The organism is Nocardia wallacei (genome assembly GCF_029869545.1).
Lineage (GTDB): Bacteria > Actinomycetota > Actinomycetes > Mycobacteriales > Mycobacteriaceae > Nocardia > Nocardia wallacei_A.
Map to the genome: position 1 here is coordinate 47,917 of NZ_JARWQD010000290.1, position 19,945 is coordinate 67,861.

Annotated in this window: 1 protein-coding gene (cut by a window edge); it reads left to right on the top strand. The window is 67.5% G+C overall.

What is annotated here, in order from left to right:
- Window positions 1-19,945, top strand: the 5' end (the start) of a protein-coding gene (locus tag QH290_RS25545; RefSeq protein ID WP_280385647.1) for an MFS transporter. It continues 31,334 nt past the right edge of the window; 19,945 of the gene's 51,279 nt are visible here — the first part of the coding sequence; the start codon lies at window positions 1-3; its stop codon lies beyond the right edge, outside the window.

Genomic DNA, 19,945 nt, shown 5'->3' on the forward strand with positions numbered 1-19,945 from the left:
ATGAGCTTGGTATTACCGCCGTGGCTGCCCCCGATGGTGGTCGCGTGCGCGGCGGGGCGCTTTCCGCTGGGCATGGAGGACGAGCTGCGACGGCTCGGCGACGGGTGGTCGGACCGCGCCGAGGAATGCCGTAAGAAGGCCCAGTTCCACGAGGACAAGGCGCGCAAGCCCAGCGAGGCGCGCGGCGAAACGGCCACCGCCATCAGGAACAAGCACCGGCAGTTCGCCGACCGCTTCCACAAACAGGCGACCTACTACGACAGCCTCGCCCGGGGGCTCTACGAGTACGCCAACACCGTCGAACTGATGAAGATCACCGTGATCGGCATCCTGGTGATCCTGTTCGTCGCATTGCTGCGCTGCGCGCTGCTGTTCGCGTTCGGTGGCGCGCTGGAGGCCCAGATCCAGCGTATGGCCGCACGAACCGCGATCGAGAGCGCGTGGAAGAAGGCCCTGCAGTTCCTCGCCGGGCGCATCGCCCAGCTGGCCGCCGAACGCGGCGGGATCGTGCTGATCGGCCACGCCATGACGATCGGCATGCTGCAGGGCGGCGGCCTCAACGTCATCGCGCAGGGCATCCAGGTCATCGAGGGCAACCGCGAGAAGATCGACGGGAAGGCGGCGGGCGTGGCGACGGCCGCCGGTGCCTCCGGTGGATTGGTCGGCGTGCTGTTCGCCCGCTGGCTCGGGCCCAAGGTCGGGGCATACGCCGCCAGCCGCGAGAGCAAGAGCGCGCGGATCGGCGTGCAACTTGCCGGGACCGCCGCCATCGGCGGCCTCGGCGGGCTCGGGGGCGCCGCCGCGGGCACCGCGGTCTCGCTCGGGTTGACCGGCGAGGCGTTCACCACCAAGGCTTTCGCCGAGGGTATGTTGCCGGGCATGGTCGGCGGCGCCGTCATCGCCGGCGGCTACGCGGCTCGCGACATCCGCACGGCCACACCGGTTTCCGTGTCGGCCGGGGAATCCCCGAGGCCCGCTGCGAAACCCGAGGCCTCGGACGCCGCGCTCTACGATGCGCTGGCAAGGAACGGCCTCACCACGAGGGATTTCGATCCGGCCGATCCCGCTGCCGCCCAACAGGAAATCAACCAGCTCGTCTCGCGGGTGCGGGAGGCGAACCAGCAGGCCGGTGCGCCGCGTCCGGCCCCGGTGGTCAACAACAGCCGCAATGTGCAGTTCGCGGGCGTATCGAAGATTTCGGTGGACAACCTCAGCCCGGCGAAGTTCGCCGAGAGCAAATCCGGTGCCACCGCGGACCCGGCGGTCTCGGCACCGAAGCCGACGAAGACCGCTCCGTCGCCGGACGCCGCCGCGGCTACGGCGGCGGACTCCGGTGCGGGCAAACGTCCGCCGGATGTATCGCCACCGAAGCAGTACAAGCCGCCCCCGGAGCGACCGTTCTCCGTGGAGAACAACAGCGTGGACTGGCAACCCACAAACATGCCGGGCGTGGTGGTCGACAACGTCAATTTCGTCAAGAACGTTCCCTTCCCCGCCGCCGTGGCGGCCAACCCGCTCGGGGCGCCGAACACCGGGGTGGTACAGGATCCGACGGCCACGGAGGCGCCCGGGCCGCAGAATGTTCCTGCCGCACAATCGGATTCCGCGGGCGTCGCCGACGCCGCCGCACCGGCCGTCGGCACGGCGGACGGACCCGGGCCCGCTGCCGGTTCGGCGGAGGCCGCGGCCGGAGCGAGCAAGCCGCACCCTGTGGACAACGAGGTGGGCGGCGCCCGGCAGCCGTCGCCCGAGTCCGCCCGAGACGATGGCGGCCATGCCGACACCGGCGTGAAACTTCCCGCTCCCAAGTCCCCTGCGGAACAGGAGAATCCGGGTGCGGCGGGCAAGCCGCACCCCGATTCCTCCGACGCGACCGGCGGTGCGGAACACGCACGCGCGGACGCCGTGAAGTCCGGCGCCGCACCACCTCTCGTCGAGGAGGGCGTCGGTGTCGGGCAACCGCACGCTGGCGACGGCGAGCAGCCGCGCGCCCGGCCCGGCGAGCAGACGGACGGGCAGTCGCCGCCGGAACGCCGACGCGGTGTCGCGGCCGATGCGGCGGCCGGTCCGGTGGCACGGCCTCCCGAAGCCAAACCACCGGGAGCGAAAGACGAACCGGCACAGCCGGTCCCGGCGGCTGCCGTGGCCGAGGCCAGTCCTGCGCAGCAGAGGGCGACCACGGGTTCCGACACCCCGCCCGCCGTCTCCGAGCTGACTCCCGCCGGGCCGCGCGAGGGTGCCGGTGCCGAAGCGGCGGAGCAGCACGGCGGAGCGGTCATGTCGGTCGCCAGCCCCGAGGCGCCCGCTGCGCCACGTACACCAGGACAGCCCGCTGGCGCGCCGGACGGCTCAGGAGCACCCGCACGGCAGCAACCGGCCGCACAGCCGACGGGCGGCAACGCACCGCGGACCCCCGAACCGCGAACCGGTACCCCCGCAGATACGCCCGCCGCCGGAGGTGGGAATCGCCCGCCCGCCGTATCCGCCCCGAAAGTCGCTGCGTCGGAACGCCCCCCGGCCGTCGAACCCACCAAGACAGGGTCCGGGCGCTCCGAAGACGGTGTCGCGCACAAGAAGCCGACGACCGACGGCGACAACATCGCCGCCGAGGATGCGAAACATGGGCGCGCAGACGACGACGGTGCGAATCAGCAGGAGGTCAAGCCCCATCCGGGCCACACCGACGAGGACAATGGAAAGACATCGGCCGCAGCCGAACCCGACCCGCAGCACGGGCGCGCAGACGACGGGGCCAGCCCGGACCCCACCGGCGCGCAGGTGCAGAAGGGGGACAAGGCCGAACGACCCGTTTCGGCGGAGCAGCGTCAGAACGAGCTGGTGTGGGAACACCACCGGCAGCGGATCCAAGAGGCGAACGAGCGTGTGCAGGCCACGCACGCCGAGCTGAAACAGCAGGAGAAGGCCGTCAGTGTGGCGGAGGCACACGAGCGGGCCACCCGCCTCGCCCCCGGCGACGAACTGCGCGAGCTGTCCGGGCAGGGCACGGCGGAGGACCGGGTCGCGGTCGAGGCCGCCCGCGCGGCCCGCGAGCAGCTCAGCCGGGCTCAGGAGAATCTGGCCGAGTGCCGCACCGCGTACGAGGACGCGGTAGCCGTGCGCAATGACGCCGCATCGGCGTTGGCCAGAGACCTGCTGGCGATGCTGCCGTCCGCGGACCCGACGGTCAGGGCGGATCTCACTCCCGAGCAGCTGACGCAATTCAAGACGACGGCGAAAGCCGTGCAGATCGTGTACCGCCTGCGGAGCGAGGAGTTCGCCGGCGCCTCGTGGACGCAGCGCAGGCAGGGGGTCGAGGGCGGTGACGAATTGGAGTCGCTGCTGTGGTGCGTCGATACCGTGCGGGAGGCCACCGGTTTGACGCCGCGCTGGAACCAGAACGAGGCGGTGTTGCTCGGTGAGCACGGATATATGCGCCAGATGGGCACGGGGCAGGGAAAGTCGATTGTCGGTGCGATGGACTCGCTGCGGCAATTGTCGCGCGGGGATCCGGTGGAACTCTCGGACGGGCGATCGGAACGGGTGCACCATGTGATCACCACGACCGAGACGTTGGCCAATGAGGGAATCCGGCAGTTCGCGCCGATGTTCCGCAATCTCGGCTACGAGGCCGCCCGCTGGGACACCCACAATCCGCCGCCCGAACCGGATGTTCCCACGGTCTATTACATGACCTATGACGAGCGGGCGACGGCTCAGCTGTTCGATCAGGCCCCACCGGGGAAGACCGCGACGATCGATGAGGCGGATGCGGTACTGGTGCACAACCAGACGGTTCATTACCAATCCGATGGGCAGCGTGAGGTCGCCTCGGACGTGGAGGCGGCCGGGGTGTATCGGGTGCGCGATTTCCTGCGCGGAGCGTTGAAGGACCGGGTGTTGACCTCCGCGGACCTGCGCGCCGATCCGGAAGGGAGCCTCACGAAGGCGGGACAGCTGTGGGAACAGCGGACCGGTCGAGCGTTCTCGGCGGAGGAGACCGAGATGGCCCGCGCGCTCCTGGACGTCAAATCGGGTCGGCTGAAGCTGAATCGAGAGTTCCAGATATTCGACGGCAAGATCCAGATCCTCGACGAGTACGGGAAACCGCGCAGCGACCCGAAGGTCGGTACCGAGAGTCGCTGGTTCGGCGGCCGCCACAAGATGGTGGAGGCGATGTTCGGAGTCGACGTGTACTCCGATGGGAAGGGGTTGAAGCAGGTAACCGTCGAGGATGTATTCGGTGATTATCAGAGTTTGAAGCTGATGTCGGGCACGCTGGAACGAACGGCCGCAGAAATCAAGGAGAATTTCCCGGTCGAGGGCGGCTTGGCGAAGGTGGAGGATTTCGCCAGGTCGAAACTGACCGGCGAGGAGGACCGAATATTCCTCACCGGGCCGGAGAAATTGAAGGATGCCGTCGCGCAGGTACTGAAACTCCAGGCCGAAGGACGTCCGGTCCTGGTGATCAGTCCGACCAACGATATCGCCAGGGCGTTCTCGCTGATGCTGACCAAGGCGGGGGTCGAACACGACGCCATCTACGGCCGGTGGTTCGCCGAGCATCGCGACAACAATGCCGCCGAGGAACACCTGCTGTCGGTCAAGGACGGGGCGGGCAAGCGAGGCAAGGTGACCGTCGGCACGGGAATGCTGGGCCGCGGCTTCGACGTCTCGATCACCGACGAGGTCAACGCGCTGGGCGGGGTGCACGCGCAGATGCTGGGACGTTCGGCCCGCAACCCCGATGAAGATCATCAATGGGCGGCGCGCGCGGGGCGCAACGGTCGCAACGGCAGCTACTGCTTCAACGTCGCGGTCACCGACCGGCTCTACACCGACGCTGCGAGCCCCCAGGCGCAGGTCGCCGTGGCGCACTATCGGAGCGCGGTGTCCAACCACGCCGAGGCCGCCGCCGATATGGCCGGGGCCGCCGCCCGTGCACCGGAAGGGGCGCGACCGGCCCCTGCCGTCGGCGAGGCCGCGCAGGCGAAGGCCGCCGCCGAAACGAACCTGAAGGCGGCCGAGAACCTGATCCGCCAGGTAACCCCGGAGCTGCAGCAGCAGGCCGCCGACCTCGCCTACGTGGAACGCTCGATGCGGCGGGCCAACCCGGCCAATGCTCCGCCCGGTGATTCGACGGGGCATACCCAGCAGTCCGCTCCCCCGGCCGCCGGTACGGCGGCGCCGCACGCGACCCCGCAGCCCCAGCATGCCCAGGCCACCGTGGACGGCGTCGCCGTGCCGACCGCGGCCGGTCTCGCCGCCGGGTCGGCTGCCACCTTGGCTTCCGGCAACCCCCCGGCCGCCCCGAACCTGCGAGACGAGCACGCCGACAACATCATTCGCCAGCTGCTGGAGCTGCTGAACGCACCGGGCGGGCAGGCCGCCGCGCCGCTGCTGCCGGTGGCGCACGCCGTCCAGCGGGCAGTTTTCGACGAGGTCGAGGCCCAGGGGATCCCCATCGGGACCGACGTCACCGACCATCTGCGCACCACCGCGCGGAACCTGTTGGACACCAGCCTCGATCAGCTCGATCCGGCGCAGCGCCAGACCGTCACCGAGGCCGGTACGGCGCTGCAGCAACGGCATCGGCTCGCCGACGAGGAGGGCAAGGCTCTCACCGAATCGATCACCCAGGCGATCAAACAGCTGGTCGGGCAGGTACAGCACGCCCAGCAGATCCTCGCGGCCGCACCGATATCCACCGTCCCGTTCGACCAGTGGTCCGCCGACGACCGCACCCGGACGCTGCAACAGGCGCAGCAGGGCGACCGGTCCGCCGTCCAGGCACTGGACCGCCATTTCGGTCCCGCCATCGCCCAAAGCCTGTGCACCGTGTTGTGGGGTGCCGATCGCGGCACACCACCGCCACAGGTCCAGGTTCTGGCGCACGCCGTCGCCCGTGCCACGCTCGCCGCCGCCGAGGCCGGTGGGTGGCAGGTTCCCCCGGGCTTGGATGTCGGCGACTGGCTGCTCGGCGAAGCGCGGGGAAACGTGCTGACCGACAGCTTCAATATGCTCAATCCCGCCGTCAAACGACTCGTCTCCGATGCGTTGAAATCTCGGTCCGGCGATGTCACCGACGCTCAGTTCGCCCTGGTCGGGTGGGCCGCACAGGAGATCGCGGTACGGGGCACCGGCGATTCGTCCGCCCGGCGATCGCAGTCCCCGGCCGACAGGAGCGGTGTCCCGGAGACGACTGCCGACGCCGAACGAAAAAAGCAGGACATCGCCCAGTGGTTGTACGAGGAATACGGCATCGACGTGCTGGGGCTGAACAAGCCGGGGATCTCCGTCGAAACGGCGATGTCGATCCGGAATGCGATCGTCGACGGTTACGCCGCGGATCCTTCGATCAAGCTCGACGGAGTACTCGTTGCTCGCATGGGGGGCAAGACCGGTGCCTGCATCTGGTCTCCGAGCGGCCTCACCGAGTCGGCGCCGACCTTCATGGTGCTGAACGAGAATCTCTTCGCCAACCCGGAGGAATTCCAGCGGAGCATGCGAGATGCGGTGCAGGCGGGCCGCCTGAACGCTCCGACGGGTGATCCGGCGTACGACTCGGTCAGCCATGAGATGGGCCACCTACAGGACCACGCTCTCCGGAACAACCTGTACAACCAGTCGCCGATCGCCAACCTGCGAACCAAGGTCGATTGGAAGGACGAGCGCAGCGACTCACCGATCGCGAACCTGCGCAACGAAACCGGCCGGAAGGACAAGAGCGACGTTCCGCCGATCGCGAACCTGCGAAACGAGCCCGCCTGGAAAGGCAAGGACAACGATCCATCGATCGCGAACCTGCGCAACGAAACCGGCCGGGAAGATTACTTCTCCCCGAAGCGAACACGGGGATTCGGGTTCCTGTACGAGCATTTCGTCGGCTTCAAACAGGCCGGAAAGCTGCCGGCGGACACCGAATTCGATGAGTGGCTGGGGCAGCTCAATGTGTACAGCGCCGGTAGGAAGAAGCTGACGAACGATGAAGAGGGACGCCTGCGCGCAACCTTCGAATCGTGGTTGAGCCGATTCGGAAGTCGCGCAGATCTCGACGTATGGCTGCGGCGCGCCGGAATAGCGGGGCGAAATGATCGCGCCGTTGCCGCGGGGAAGGATACGAAACACTACGACAACGTGGGCACGATCGCGCCCGAGGTCGTCTATCGCGCATGGCGGCGGTGGCTCGATGCCGATGCGCTCAACAGGCTGCTCGCGGTCGAAGGCGACGGACCGGATGCCTACGAACGCAACCTGCGCAGCCTCAGGATATTCAATCCGGTGGAAGCGCTGGCCGAGTCCAACAACGCCTTCGGCAAGAGCGCACCGGTCGACCCCACACATCCCGCCTACGTCCTGCAGGCCCTGCTCCGGCGCATCCCGCACTCCCAGGTGGTGGCGGAAGCCGAACAGCGTAACGCCCTGGTGCAGGTGAACTATCGCGGCCCGGTCCCGGCCCCATCCGAACCCGGCCCGAGCACCCGCACGAACGGCCCCGCCGCATCCCTCGCCGCAGCGTGGCGCGCCAAGCCCCAAGCCGACCGCACCGCCTACGCGAAACAACAGGTCGCGTACCTGAACCCCGAAACCGGTTTCGTACTCGACGAATTGGCCCGGCTGGAGGAGGCACAGCGCGGCCCGGCGGCGGCCAAGGGCCAGGACACCGCACAACCTTCTGCGGCCCCGGCATCCCGACAGCAGCGCACGGGAACCCGGACACCGGAGACCATTCCGGTCCCGATCGACCCGAGCGAGCCCGAGGATGGGCAGCCGGGATCTTCCGGCGAGAGAACGCATCGAACGGCGCCCGTGCCCAGAACAGTGCTGCGCCAGCTGATCGACCGGTACATCGCACAGGGACGTCGCGATGAGGCGATCGAGGTGCTTCGGAATCAGTTCGGCGACAAGCTGTTTCGGTGGATATCGACCGCCTTCACCGAACCCCGTGCGGCGCGGGAGATCGCCGACGAAGCAATCGAAGCCAGCGTGGACCGTTTCGCGCAGATCCCCGATCGCGACGTAGAGAAATGGGTTGTCTTCGTCGCACGTAACCTCATGCCCAAGCATGCCGAATTCGCCCGCTTCCGGGAACGCATCCAGCAGGCGTTCGCGGAATCCGAAGGCGCCGAGGAACTCCGGCGACCGCTGGCCGAGGCGACGACATCCGAACTGCAACGCGCCATGAGGGTGATCGGAGCAGCCCAGCGGGCAAACCTCGGTCGGTTCGGTCCCGGCGAACGTCGTCGCGGTGCGGCACAACCTGTGCCATCCGGAAATCTCGCCGCTCGAGATCGCCCGTTGTGGGCCGCCGTCCAGGCATACGTACTCGCGATCGCCGCCATTCGGGGTCGCGACGCCGAGTCTGCCGCCGGTTCGGCCGCACAGCCGAGCGTACTGCAGGTCGAACTGCTCCGCCTGGCTGCGCAAGGTAGGTCCGATGAGCAAATCGCGGAGCGGTGGGGGCTCACCGCACAGCGTGTCTCCGAGCAATTCACGACCATCGCCCAGCAACTGAACCTCGACGTCCGCGGTGCGACGCTGCGCGCAGCGGGCCATTGGTTCGGAGAAGAACGCGGCACGAACCCGGCCAACCTGCCCGATAAGCTGTACATGGCCCTGACCGAGGGCGAGAAAGAATTGTTCCGAATGGCCACGGCGGGCAAGAGCGATGCCGAGATCGGGGCCGTCTGGGGAATTTCCACCAAGAACGTCACGGCACGCTGGCTCGGAGTTGCGAACAAGCTCGGCATCGACTTTCGCACCGACCTGCTGGAAGCCGCGGCAAGGGCCGGAGTTGTAGATTCGCCGGACATCACGGGTCCTCCCCGCCATGATGTCATGCTATCTCCCAACCATATCGAACTTCTGCAGTTGATCGCGGCGGGTTGGACCGATAAGAGGATAGAGAAGCACAAGAAGCTTCCCCCCAGAACGGTCGAGAGTCAATTGGGACTGATTGCGAAAGCACTCGCCGTAAGCAGCAATCGAGTTGCCATGGTGGCCTTCGCGATCCGCAACAACATTTTCGAGGCACCCGCATCCACTCGCGCAGTGGATTTCCTGACCCCCAGAGACAAGGCCTTGTTGGAACTCGCAGCGGAAGGCCGGAGCGACCGGGAAATAGGGGAGATGATCGGCAGGACCGGGGGATCCATCGGGGAGTACTTCCGGGATATTCGCGAGCTACTCGACGCCAAGACACGATCGGAGATGGTGGCGATGGCCATCTCCGTGCTGGAGGACCGGTCCGATTCGACAGGAGAGCCTGCGGAGCGCGAGCGGCTGCTCCAACTGTTCCCGGCAGAACCCCCGGCACCGACCGAGCTGCCGCACCCGCGCGAGTCGACCTACCTACACGAGTGGCTCAGCGAGTTGCGGCGATATTTCGACGTGCGTCAGGAAGACTTCGCTCGACACGCCGGGACATCAACATCGACGATCTCCCGATGGGAGCGCGGTTTCAACAAACCGCGGGTCCTCGAACTGCGGAAACTACGAACCGGACTCGGCCTACCCAATGAATTTGTCGTCGAAGCGCTGAAGCGCTTCTACGTACGCCCCGACACGAAAGCGGCCGACCCCGCGATACAGCGCCTGTTCTGGCAGTTGGTTGCCTCCGAACCAGGTTCGAGAGAGCAATGGGAGCTCCAGGAGAGGATCTATCGGGAACATTATTCATGGATTCCCTCCGTGGTCGCTCCGGGCTGGGCCGAATCCGATACGCACCGCCAAGACCTCATCGAGCTGGCGGAACGGGAAATCAAGATCGCGATATTGAATTTCGCCCCCCTCGGTGACTTTTCCGACCTGGCCTGGTCGACGGCCCGCTATTCGTGCCTCGACGACTATTTCGCGCGCCGATTCCCGGACCTGGATGAGAACACCCGGAAACTGGCCGTGAGAGTCGAAACCTATATCCGGCGCAACGGCGAGCCGGACAGTATCTCGGATCTGGAGATCGCCCAGGCAGTCGACCTCGATCTCGCGCAAGTCGCTCGGGCGCGCGCGATTATCGAACAACGCTGGGCTGCAGGCCAACCGCTGTCGAAGAAGTATTCGGCCATCCTTCGGAAGGCATTGTCGGACAATCCGGACTCCGAACTCGCAGTACAGGTCGTGCTGCTGCACTTCCTCGAAGAACTCCCCATGACGCGTGTTGCACGACGCCTGGGCGTCTCGCCGGAGACAGCTCAACGCATCGCCGACGAGGCCCTCCCACTCGTTCGCGCCGCCTTCCAACAGGCGTCGCTCACGCAGCAGACCGCATCCGGCGACGATCCGGGCCCCGACCCCGTCGCTATCGACCTCCACGACTCCGATGAATCCGACACATCGGATCATGGCACCCGTGGTTCGCCGCAGCTTCGCCGCGCCGGCATCACCGCGGGTGACAGCGCAATGGCCGATCAGGTCGCACAACAACTCGGCACCCTGCTGAGCGGCTGGTCGACCGCCGACTACATCCGTGACATCGCCGACGCGGTCGCCGCCTCCATCCGGTGGGGAGTCGGCACCATCTCCCTCACCGCCGAACTCGACGGCGACGAACTGCACATCCGGCTCGTCGACATCATCACCGACCACAGCTACGTCGATGTCAATTGGTATCTCGGCCCGACACCGGCGCCGGTGGAACGCGCCGCCCGAGAGCCCGAAACCCAGTCTGCCAAGCAGCATGCCGATGCCCGCTGGCAGGAGACGTACGGGGTCTCCGCTCAGCCGTCGGAACCCGAGACCGCGGTGGACGTCGATGACCTGATGTCATCGTTCCCCGACTCGGACGAGGAGGCTCCGCCGCCACCACGTCCCCGATATCTGCCTGAGGTCAGGGCCACACGGCACGCCGCCACAGCACGACTCGAGCCCTATCGATCGTTGTTCGGCGACCACATCGACAGCGCGATAACCGCCGTCAGCGAACTGATCACCAACTCCAAAAAGCATCTGTTCAGCAACGCCGAAGACCACGGGCTGCTGCCGGAGGAGATTCTCGATGTGGCCGTCACGGGAGACGGTGACGAACACAAACTACATGTCGTCGTCACGAACGACCTTGCTCCCGGCACCGCCGCAAAATTGCCGAAATGGACTGCCGACGAACGAGAATGGGTTCTCGAAGGTGGCCGGGGAACTCCCATCGTCATCCAGGAGAGCACAGTCGCCGTCCGGCGCCTGACCTTCGCCAATGGCAAGGTCACCGCCGAGCACGCCGTCGAGTACTGGCAAACATCCCCCGCGGGCGGAACCGCCACGGCCCACAGCGAATTCGGCCCGAGAAAGCCCGCCACCAGCCGCCACATCACCACCGGCCGGTTCAGCCGCGACGGCTCCGACGAGCACCCGAACGCCGACACGATCCCGGGGCGTGTCTACAAATGCCTCTTCCAAACAATCAGCGCCGCATGGGCCGACGGGCTCGACGACGCGCATATACCTCATAAAGACGCCGAAACCTGGAGCGAACTCACCGCCGGTCTGCGGACCCACATCAGGGAAATCGACGTACCCGAAACCGCCGACAACCCGAACAACGATCCGCTGGCTCCCCACATCGACACCCTCCTCGACAACGAGCAGATCCACAGCGCCGTGTTCGTCGTCGAAGATGCGGAGGGGAACGCACACGCCTACTACGTCACCAAGTCCATCGGAATCGACGGCACACCGCAGGCAGTCATCTTCGACACCGGTATCCCCGAGCAGACCAACCCGCTCGACAACAAACCTGTCGCCCGCGTTCGCACCCGAGACCGGTGGACACAGCCCTACCCCACCGTCGACAAGGCATACCTCGCCTACTTCACCATCAAGCACGACGAGGACACCCCAGCCGGGGAACGAGGCGCCCTCCAACCGATACCCCACCCCACCGACGCCAACCTCCGAGGCACGGACAGCCCCATCCGAGGCAAGCCCGATCCGATGGGGACCCAAGACCTGCGAAACCGGTTCGAGGATCGGGTGTTTCGCCGTGCGAGGAGCGAGGTCGAGCGGTCCGTCGAGCGCGGCGACGTCGATCTCGATACGGCGCAGCGCGAACGACTCGCGCGTGAGATCACCGACGATGTGTTCGCCGCGACGGCAGCGCTGATCGGCTCGCCCACGGCCGATATCGGGCGAGCACTGGCCACCGCGACCGGTGATCTCATCCGTGATCATCTCGGCTCCGCGCGACTGCGGGAACTGCTGCTGCGGGCCCTCCCCGAACAGTTTCGCGACGGGGAACACGGTCGGCACCTTGCCCAGTTGTCCCATCGAGAACTCCGGGAACGCTTCAACGCTCTGGAGCAGAAGAACTCCACCCGACATCGATATCTCCTGCTCCGGCACCGGCAAGGAATGTCGACCGCGGATGCCGCCGCGGCCATGGGGTTCGGGGCGCTGGTCGGACAATCGCTCGAGTATTACGCGGCGCACGAGATGGCCGGGGTTCCCGCTTCGGAGGTCGTGGACTTCGAAGAGACCCTCGAGAGTACGCCGGAGCAGCGTATCCCCGACTCCGCGGATCTGCGGACCGTCAAGGCGGCCGTCGAACTGGCCCTCACGGCCGCAGCCGAGGGCGACGATACGGCCCTCGCCAAGCTGCGGGCGGCCATCGGGCGCCTCGGCAATCCGCGGTGGGAACAATACCTCGAACTGCGCTTCCTGCAGGGACTCCCGACCGCCGAGGCCGCTGCCGCGATGGATGGCGACCGCACGCTACGCGCGGCCAGGAAGTTGCAGCGGCGGGCAGTACGTGCGCTTGCCGACGACCTGCCCGACCCGCAGTCGTTACAGTACGACCCCTCGTCGCCAGAGGGACTACTCGCGCTACTCGACGCCGATACCCGACAGCCACCGCTGACGGAGCTGGCTGTGCGGATCGGGTGGTCCAAGGCGCTGCTGTTCAAGTTCCACAGTGCGATCGTCGCGAATCGGCTGGCCGTGGATGAATCGGCGTGCCACGCGGACGAACTCGCCGACTACCTGGGAACGGTGTCCAAACGGATCGTGATGGACACATATCGTCAGCTCGCCCGGGATGGCTACCTTCGCACCAAGGCCCGGTCCGGGCCCGTCGTTACGGATAAGAAAAGCTGGCCGACGGTACCACCGCCCTATTCCGTGGTGCCGCTTACCGCGGCAGAACTGCACGCCACGCTTTTCGGGGCAACGACTCGAACAGACCTGGCGGCCAGGGCTTCCCGCGAAAGCTGGCAGGTCGTGCTCGGCTCCGAACTGCGGCGCGCGATCACCGACGGACGACTGGCGCAGGGCCGACGGCTGCCGTCCGCGGAGGAGCTGGCCGAACATCTCCAGCACGTATCGCCGGCAACCGTACGCCTGGCCTTCGCCGAGGTGGCCGCCGAAGGCTACCTGAAGACCAGTGTGACCGGGACCGTGGTGCTGCCCAGGGAGCAATGGCCGAACACGGCACCGGTGGCCATCGAAACATCGCTCACCCCCGAGGACCTACTCGCCGCGCTCGCGGCGGAAGGACCGCGAAATCAGTTGGCGTCCAGGGCCACTCGAAGCAGCATCGCACTCGCCTCCGAACTGCGGCGCGCGATCACCGACGGACGACTGGCGCAGGGCCGACGGCTCCCCACCGCCGAGGACCTGGCCGAACAGTTCGAAGATGTTCCGCCGCAGACCGTGCGCCGGGCATTCAAGTGCCTGGCCGACGAAGGATACCTGCGGCCCGAGCACACATCCGGCCCCGTGGTCTCGCCGCGAGACCGGTGGGCGGCGGTAAAGCCGGGTACCGACACCAAAATACCGCTCACGCCCGAAGAACTCCTCGCCGCGTTCACCGGTGATCCACCGCAGCGGAACCTGGCGAAACAGGCCGCCCGCGGCGGTAGCTGGCACACCGCGCTCGCGTCCGAATTGCGCCTGGCCATCACGGACGGACGGCTGACCGAAGGCCAGTTGCTGCCCACCAACGAAGCACTCGCCGAGTATCTGTCGCTGACAGTGGATGTCGTGCGACTCGCCTACCAGCAGCTCGCCACGGAGGGATACGCGGTCGCCCGCCGCTCGATCGGTACGCGAGTCACGAACGAACGGCAGTGGCCGAATGCCCCTGCCGCACACGGCGCGATGCCGCTTACCGCCGAAGAAATGCTGGCCGCGCTGACCGCCCGGTCTTCACAGGCCCAACTTGCGAGCAGCGCGGACCGCGAAGGCTGGCGGGCCACACTGATTTCCGCGCTCCGCGCGGCGATAGTCGACGGCCGCCTCCCCGAGGGCAGGCGGCTGCCGACGGCCGAGACCGTCGCCGAGACGCTCGGGGTTTCGACGACCACTGTCAAGAACGTATATCGACATCTGGCACAGGCCGGGTATCTACTGACCAGGCGTTCCATCGGTACCGAAGTGGCGAGCGAATGGCGCCTGGCATCCGATCGGCCGACCGACGGAACAGAACCGGCATCGGGGCCCTACCGATCCGACAACGCCGACCCCGTTGCCATCGACCTCGATTCCGACGGCCCCGAGCCGTCGAATTCCGAACGCGGCGCCGGGGACCCGTACGACGCCTACCCCTCTGCGGGCGGGCCGCGCGGCAGGTTCGAGAACCTCGATGTCGAACAGCTGCGACGGGCGCTCGGGCCGCTCGCCGAGCGGCTGAGGATCACGGACAGCCGCATCGAGTACACCGTCGATTTCGTCGTCGACGGCCACCTGTGGCGGGAGATCGACTGGTACCGAGAGCGATTGGCGGCGCTGCGGCCCACACTCGAGGGAACCGGTTGGGAGTTGTGGCTGGATCACACGCTGTCCGCGCTCGACGACGCAGCCCGGTGGGCGCCGGTGGACCCGGCCGAGACAGCGAGCGACACCCTGCGGTGGTCGGATTCGGGCTGGCGAGTAGTCCGCGAGGCGGCGCGGCCGGTCACGGTCGCGACGGAACGTGATGCGGGCCGGGAACTTCGAGCCCTGGAACGAGAGCGCGACGAGCTGACCGACCGGCTCGGTCTGCGGTCGCGTCCGGGCACCGATCCACCCATGGTCCCGATCGGCGAGGCCATCGCGACTCTGACAGCGCGGTCGGCGGCGCGGCGAGCAACGATCGCCGCACGGCTCGGCGTCGACCCGGCACAGCTGGAGCGGGTGCTCCTGCCGGGCACGACGTGGTCGATGAAGCTGGCCACGGACGCCGTCCACGGATTGCTCCGCACCGAGGCATGGCTCGCGCGGCTGTCCGCCGTGCTCGAACGTCATCGGACGCTGACGGGATCGACTCGAGACGGCGAGGCGGAGACCCTCGTTCCGGCGCCCTATGCTCCCGCCGAGCGCGACGAGGCAATCCTCGATTTCGAAGCCGCCGGTTGCCGGACGGACGGCTTGGAGCGCGAACGCGCCGACCTGGCCACGCGTTTGGAGATCGACAACCCGCGCGAACTGACCCCTCGGGCACCGGTTCTCGCCGCGAGACACGAGGCGACCGAGCGCGAATGGATCGCACTGGCCGCGGACCTGCGAGTCGATCCCGCGGTGCTGGCCGATCTCCCGCTGGACATCTTCGGCGATCCCGCGAGCCTGCCGCCCGACGACCCGCTCCGCCCACTGGCCGAACGCTTCCGCAAGGCCTCCGAGCACCGTGCGCAGATCATGCAGCGCGCCACCGACATTCACCGGCTGCGCCAGGTGGTCGATGAGCATCACGAGGCCGCCCGGGTGCTCGACGACGAGGTGTCCAGACGCTCTCACCACATGTTCCCGGCTCTGTCGGGTGAGTGGGTCACCGATCACGTCAAGTACGAGCCGGGGACCGAAGACCGGCCCGGCACCCTGCATGTCGTCGCCATGGGAGGCATGCACCGGCGTGCACTGGCCCACCTGGTCGCCACGAAGACGGCCGAATATCCAGAACTCGCACGGGTATTGGAGCCGACGGCGCCGTTCAAGATCTTTCATGTCACGGTCGCTCCGTCCACGGACGGTAAGACCTCGTACCACGCGCACACCACACGGGTCGAGCCGGAGCGAGAACCCACGCCGACCGAGATCGGCACGATGCTCCTGCACGCGTATCTGACCTATCGACTACAAGAATTACTGCCCGAGGCAACGGGTTTCGGGCAGTGGCTCGCGCCGATCGGTCCGATCAACTCGGAAACCACCCTTGCCGATCTCGCAGCACGGCTGAACGCTCAGGGGAAGCGATCGACACGCGGTCCGGCCGAGGACGTCGTGCGCGAGGTCAGCCGCGACATCGCCACCGTGGCCGCCGAGCCGTTCAGCGCTCGCGAGGTTGCGCGGCGACTGGTCGACCGTCAGTTCACCTTCAACAGTTTCTGGCATCAGCCCCTGCGGGACCGGCCGCGCGCAGAATCCAGGCGGTCGATCGAAATCGGTGGCATCACCATCGATATCTGGATGGCGCCGAACGGCCACGGTGGGTTCGAGATCGCTCAACCGCTGTACCCGAGCGAACAACCCGGCGTGGTCGTGTCACGAGTCTTCGACGGCTGGTCCGCGGGGAGCGAACGAGAGCTGGCGAACACGGTCGCCGCGGCACTGAAGCGCGGCACCCGGAGTCTCACACCGGACACTCGGGCGGCTGCCGAATCGGATTCCACCGAAACCTTCGAGGAATGGCAACAGCGCTTCACCCGGGAACTCGAGCGCGCGGCGGCCTGGGTTCCCCCGGAGACCCCGCGATCACAAATCACCGCACTCCGGCGGCGGGTCGAGGGCATGGCCCCCGAATTCCGGCGACTCGGCCACGGAGATTGGTGCACGACGATCACGACGCACCTGGCCCAGCTCGAACAGGACTCCGACTCCCCCGGCGGTCCCGATACCGTCGCCATCGACCTCGATTCCGACCGAGACGGCACGGGATCCCTTGGCTCCGAGGACCTGCGGGTGCTGCGGGATGCGGTTGCCGCGAGACTGGCTGCCGCTGGGGCGGTTTCGGATTTTCAAGCCCTAAGGCACGCACCAGCTCTGATCGATGAGCTGAAAGCCGCCCGCCACCAGGCGGATACGCGGATCTCCGCGGACCGGCTACGGTTGCTGGAGCAGTTCGCGCACACGGTTTCGGCGTGGCTGGCCTGGGCGGACGAAGTCGCGGAGGCGACCACCGCGCACGAGCAGGGGCGCAGCGAAGGGACGGCGGATGCCCTGCGGGCTCGGCAGGGATCCGCGGAGATTCGCCTGGGGGTGGCCCTCGCCGCGGTCGCGGACGTTGCGGAGCGGCCCGTACCTGCGCGCCCGGATACACCCGGCCGGATGTGGCCCGCGGACCATCTTCGTCCCGGGGAAACGGAACGACTGCGCAGCGTGGCCGAGGCGGTCTTCGCGGAGATGGCGACCGCGAGCGAAGCGGCCGATCCGGAAAGTACGAACGATCGGCAACTGTTCACCGCGGCCACGCGCCGCTATGACGCGCTACGGGACAGGTCGGACCGGCTGGAGGAACTGCTGGCCTTCGCGGAGCAACCGGATGCCGTCCCGATGGGCCCGGAACGTCTCGCATTTCTGATCGATCACTTCCGCGCGGTCTCAGAGCTGTTGACCGCCACCGAGTCTCGCGACCTGGCCGCCGCGGCCCGCGCGGCCGCGGCCGAGCGAGAGCGCCGGGCGGCGCAAGCCACCGAGAGCTACGCCATGGCCGATCGCGCGGTGCGCGAGATCGCATCGATGCTGGGCGAACCTCGAAGCCCGGCGGCACCCCCTTCCGGGGCCGCGCAGACCGATCGGGGTCCCGACACCGTCGCGATCGACCTCGACGATTCCGACGGCGCCGACCCGCCGCTGCCCTCCAGAACGCAGGCGCAGCAGGCCGCCGCGCGCTTCCGCGTTGCGGACCAGCGCATTCGGTACCTCCACGCTCAACCGACCGCGGGAGATACGGCCGTCGCGGCGACTGCCGACGACTGGAATCTACTGCGCCAGATCGACCGGGACGCGGTACAGCGTATGCGAGCGGCCGTACTGGCCGAATACACTGCGGCACAGGTTGATCCGCGATCTGTCGCGGTGGAGGCCGCCGACCGGCAACGTCTCCGGAAGCGCCGCCGGATGCTCGCCCTGGTCGATGATCTGCTGCAGCTGATGACCCAGCCGACTACCTCGGTCACACAGCAGCGACTCCGAAACCTGGTGCAGCACTACAACGCCCTTCGGGAATGGCTACCGGCGCTGACGGAAGCCCGCAACGCCATCCCGGCCCTGCTCGACACGATCGACCACAGCGACCTGATCGAACTGGTCCACCCGGCCGACCGCGAGCCCGAACCGAGCGAAACCGACTCTGCCACTTGGCGTCACCATCACCCCGTCGAGCGGGACGGCGCCGCGGGCATCACCGATATCGGCGGACAGCCCGGTCAACGGCACAAGGTCAATGAGGACTTCCTGGCGATCGAGACCGCGCAGGTCGACGGCGAACAGTGGACCCTGGCGGCGGTGGCCGACGGGGTTTCCAGCCAGGACCACAGCGACGAGGCCTCCGAGGTAGCCGTCACGGCGGCGTGCGCCGTCCTGGCCCAGGAGGCGGCCCGGGTGAACCGGGGAGGTCGGCCGGACCCGGAGGATACGGTCCGACGCGCCGTCCGCGCCGCCTATCAGGCAGTCCTGGCATTGGTCGCGGAGAAGTACGCCGACGCCCAATATCCCCCCGAGTGCACGATCGTGCTCGCGCTGGTGACCCCGAGCAAGGTGGTCAGCGCGTCGATCGGCGACTCCGAGGCGCATCTGGTTCATCTCGACAGCGATTACTCCGAACGCCTGTACGAGGAGGAGCCCGCCGTCAGAGAAATGCTGAGGAAGTACCCGGATATCACTCCGGGCGAGCTGAAGGCATTGCGGAAGCAGGCAGGTCCCGTGCGCGCCCTCGGTCGGGCCCTCGAATGGCGCGAGCCGGAACTCATCGTCCGTGAAAACCTCGGCGGCACTTGGATTGTGGCGATGGGCTCCGACGGTGCCTTCAACGTCCACGACGGCCCCGGCGCGTTCGCCGCCTGCCTCCGGCAGCAATTGGCACAGTCCGAGGGCGACCTGCTGCGAGCCTCGAACGGAATCATCCAGTACGCCAAGGACCATCGGGAAACCGACAACATCACCGCCGCCTTGATTCGTCCCGTCAGGACCTCACCCGACACCGAAAACCGCAGCATCACAACGTCTCCCGACAGCAATCCGAGCATCCCCGACCCGCGGCGCACCGCAATGTCCGGCGCCACCCCGTGGGATCGCCCCGTGCGAGCCGCGCCGTCGAGCGGCACGGCGGAGTCCCCGAACCCCGTACCGAGCGCTCCGACACCCTGGAGGAACATCGGGTCGGCGCCCGAAACATCCGGCACCACAACTGGTTCCACATCCGACCCCGTCGCCATCGACCTCGGCCCTGAGGAGACCGGGCCCACCGGCGACTCGAGCGAGCACAACCCGGGCTCAGGTGTCACCCCGTGGAGTGCGGGCCGGACGACGACGCCCAGCGCCCGGCCGACCCCTGACAAGCAGGCGTTGCCGGAGGTCGAGGCGCGAGGGCGGCGGTTCGGGCAGCGAACCATTGCTCACGACGACGCCGACGCACCGACCGAGACGGGCGTGCGCATCCTCCGTCGCCTGCTGCCCGCCGAGGTGCAGATCGCCGAAACCACCGGCAGCGCGGTACTGGACCTGTGGCGTTGTACCGAGAAGGCACTGCAGGGGCTGGGCATGGCGGATGGGTCGATCCCGATCGGAGCCGACGGCCGACCTCAGCTCACTACGGCGACCGTCATCGCATCGGCGCAGGTGGGCGACTACACCGGCGTCGCCGTCGCCGAGGCGGGTACCTTCCGGGCGATCGTCCTCGATGCCAAGGAACATGTGGCGGTCCGACTGGACCTGATGCGCAATATGACGCAGCCGGAGGAACGCTTCCGGCTCCGCAACCTCGGGTTCGACAACGCCACCGTGCACTGGGATCAAGTACTCGTCTCGGCCAAAGACACCGTGCTGGCCCTGC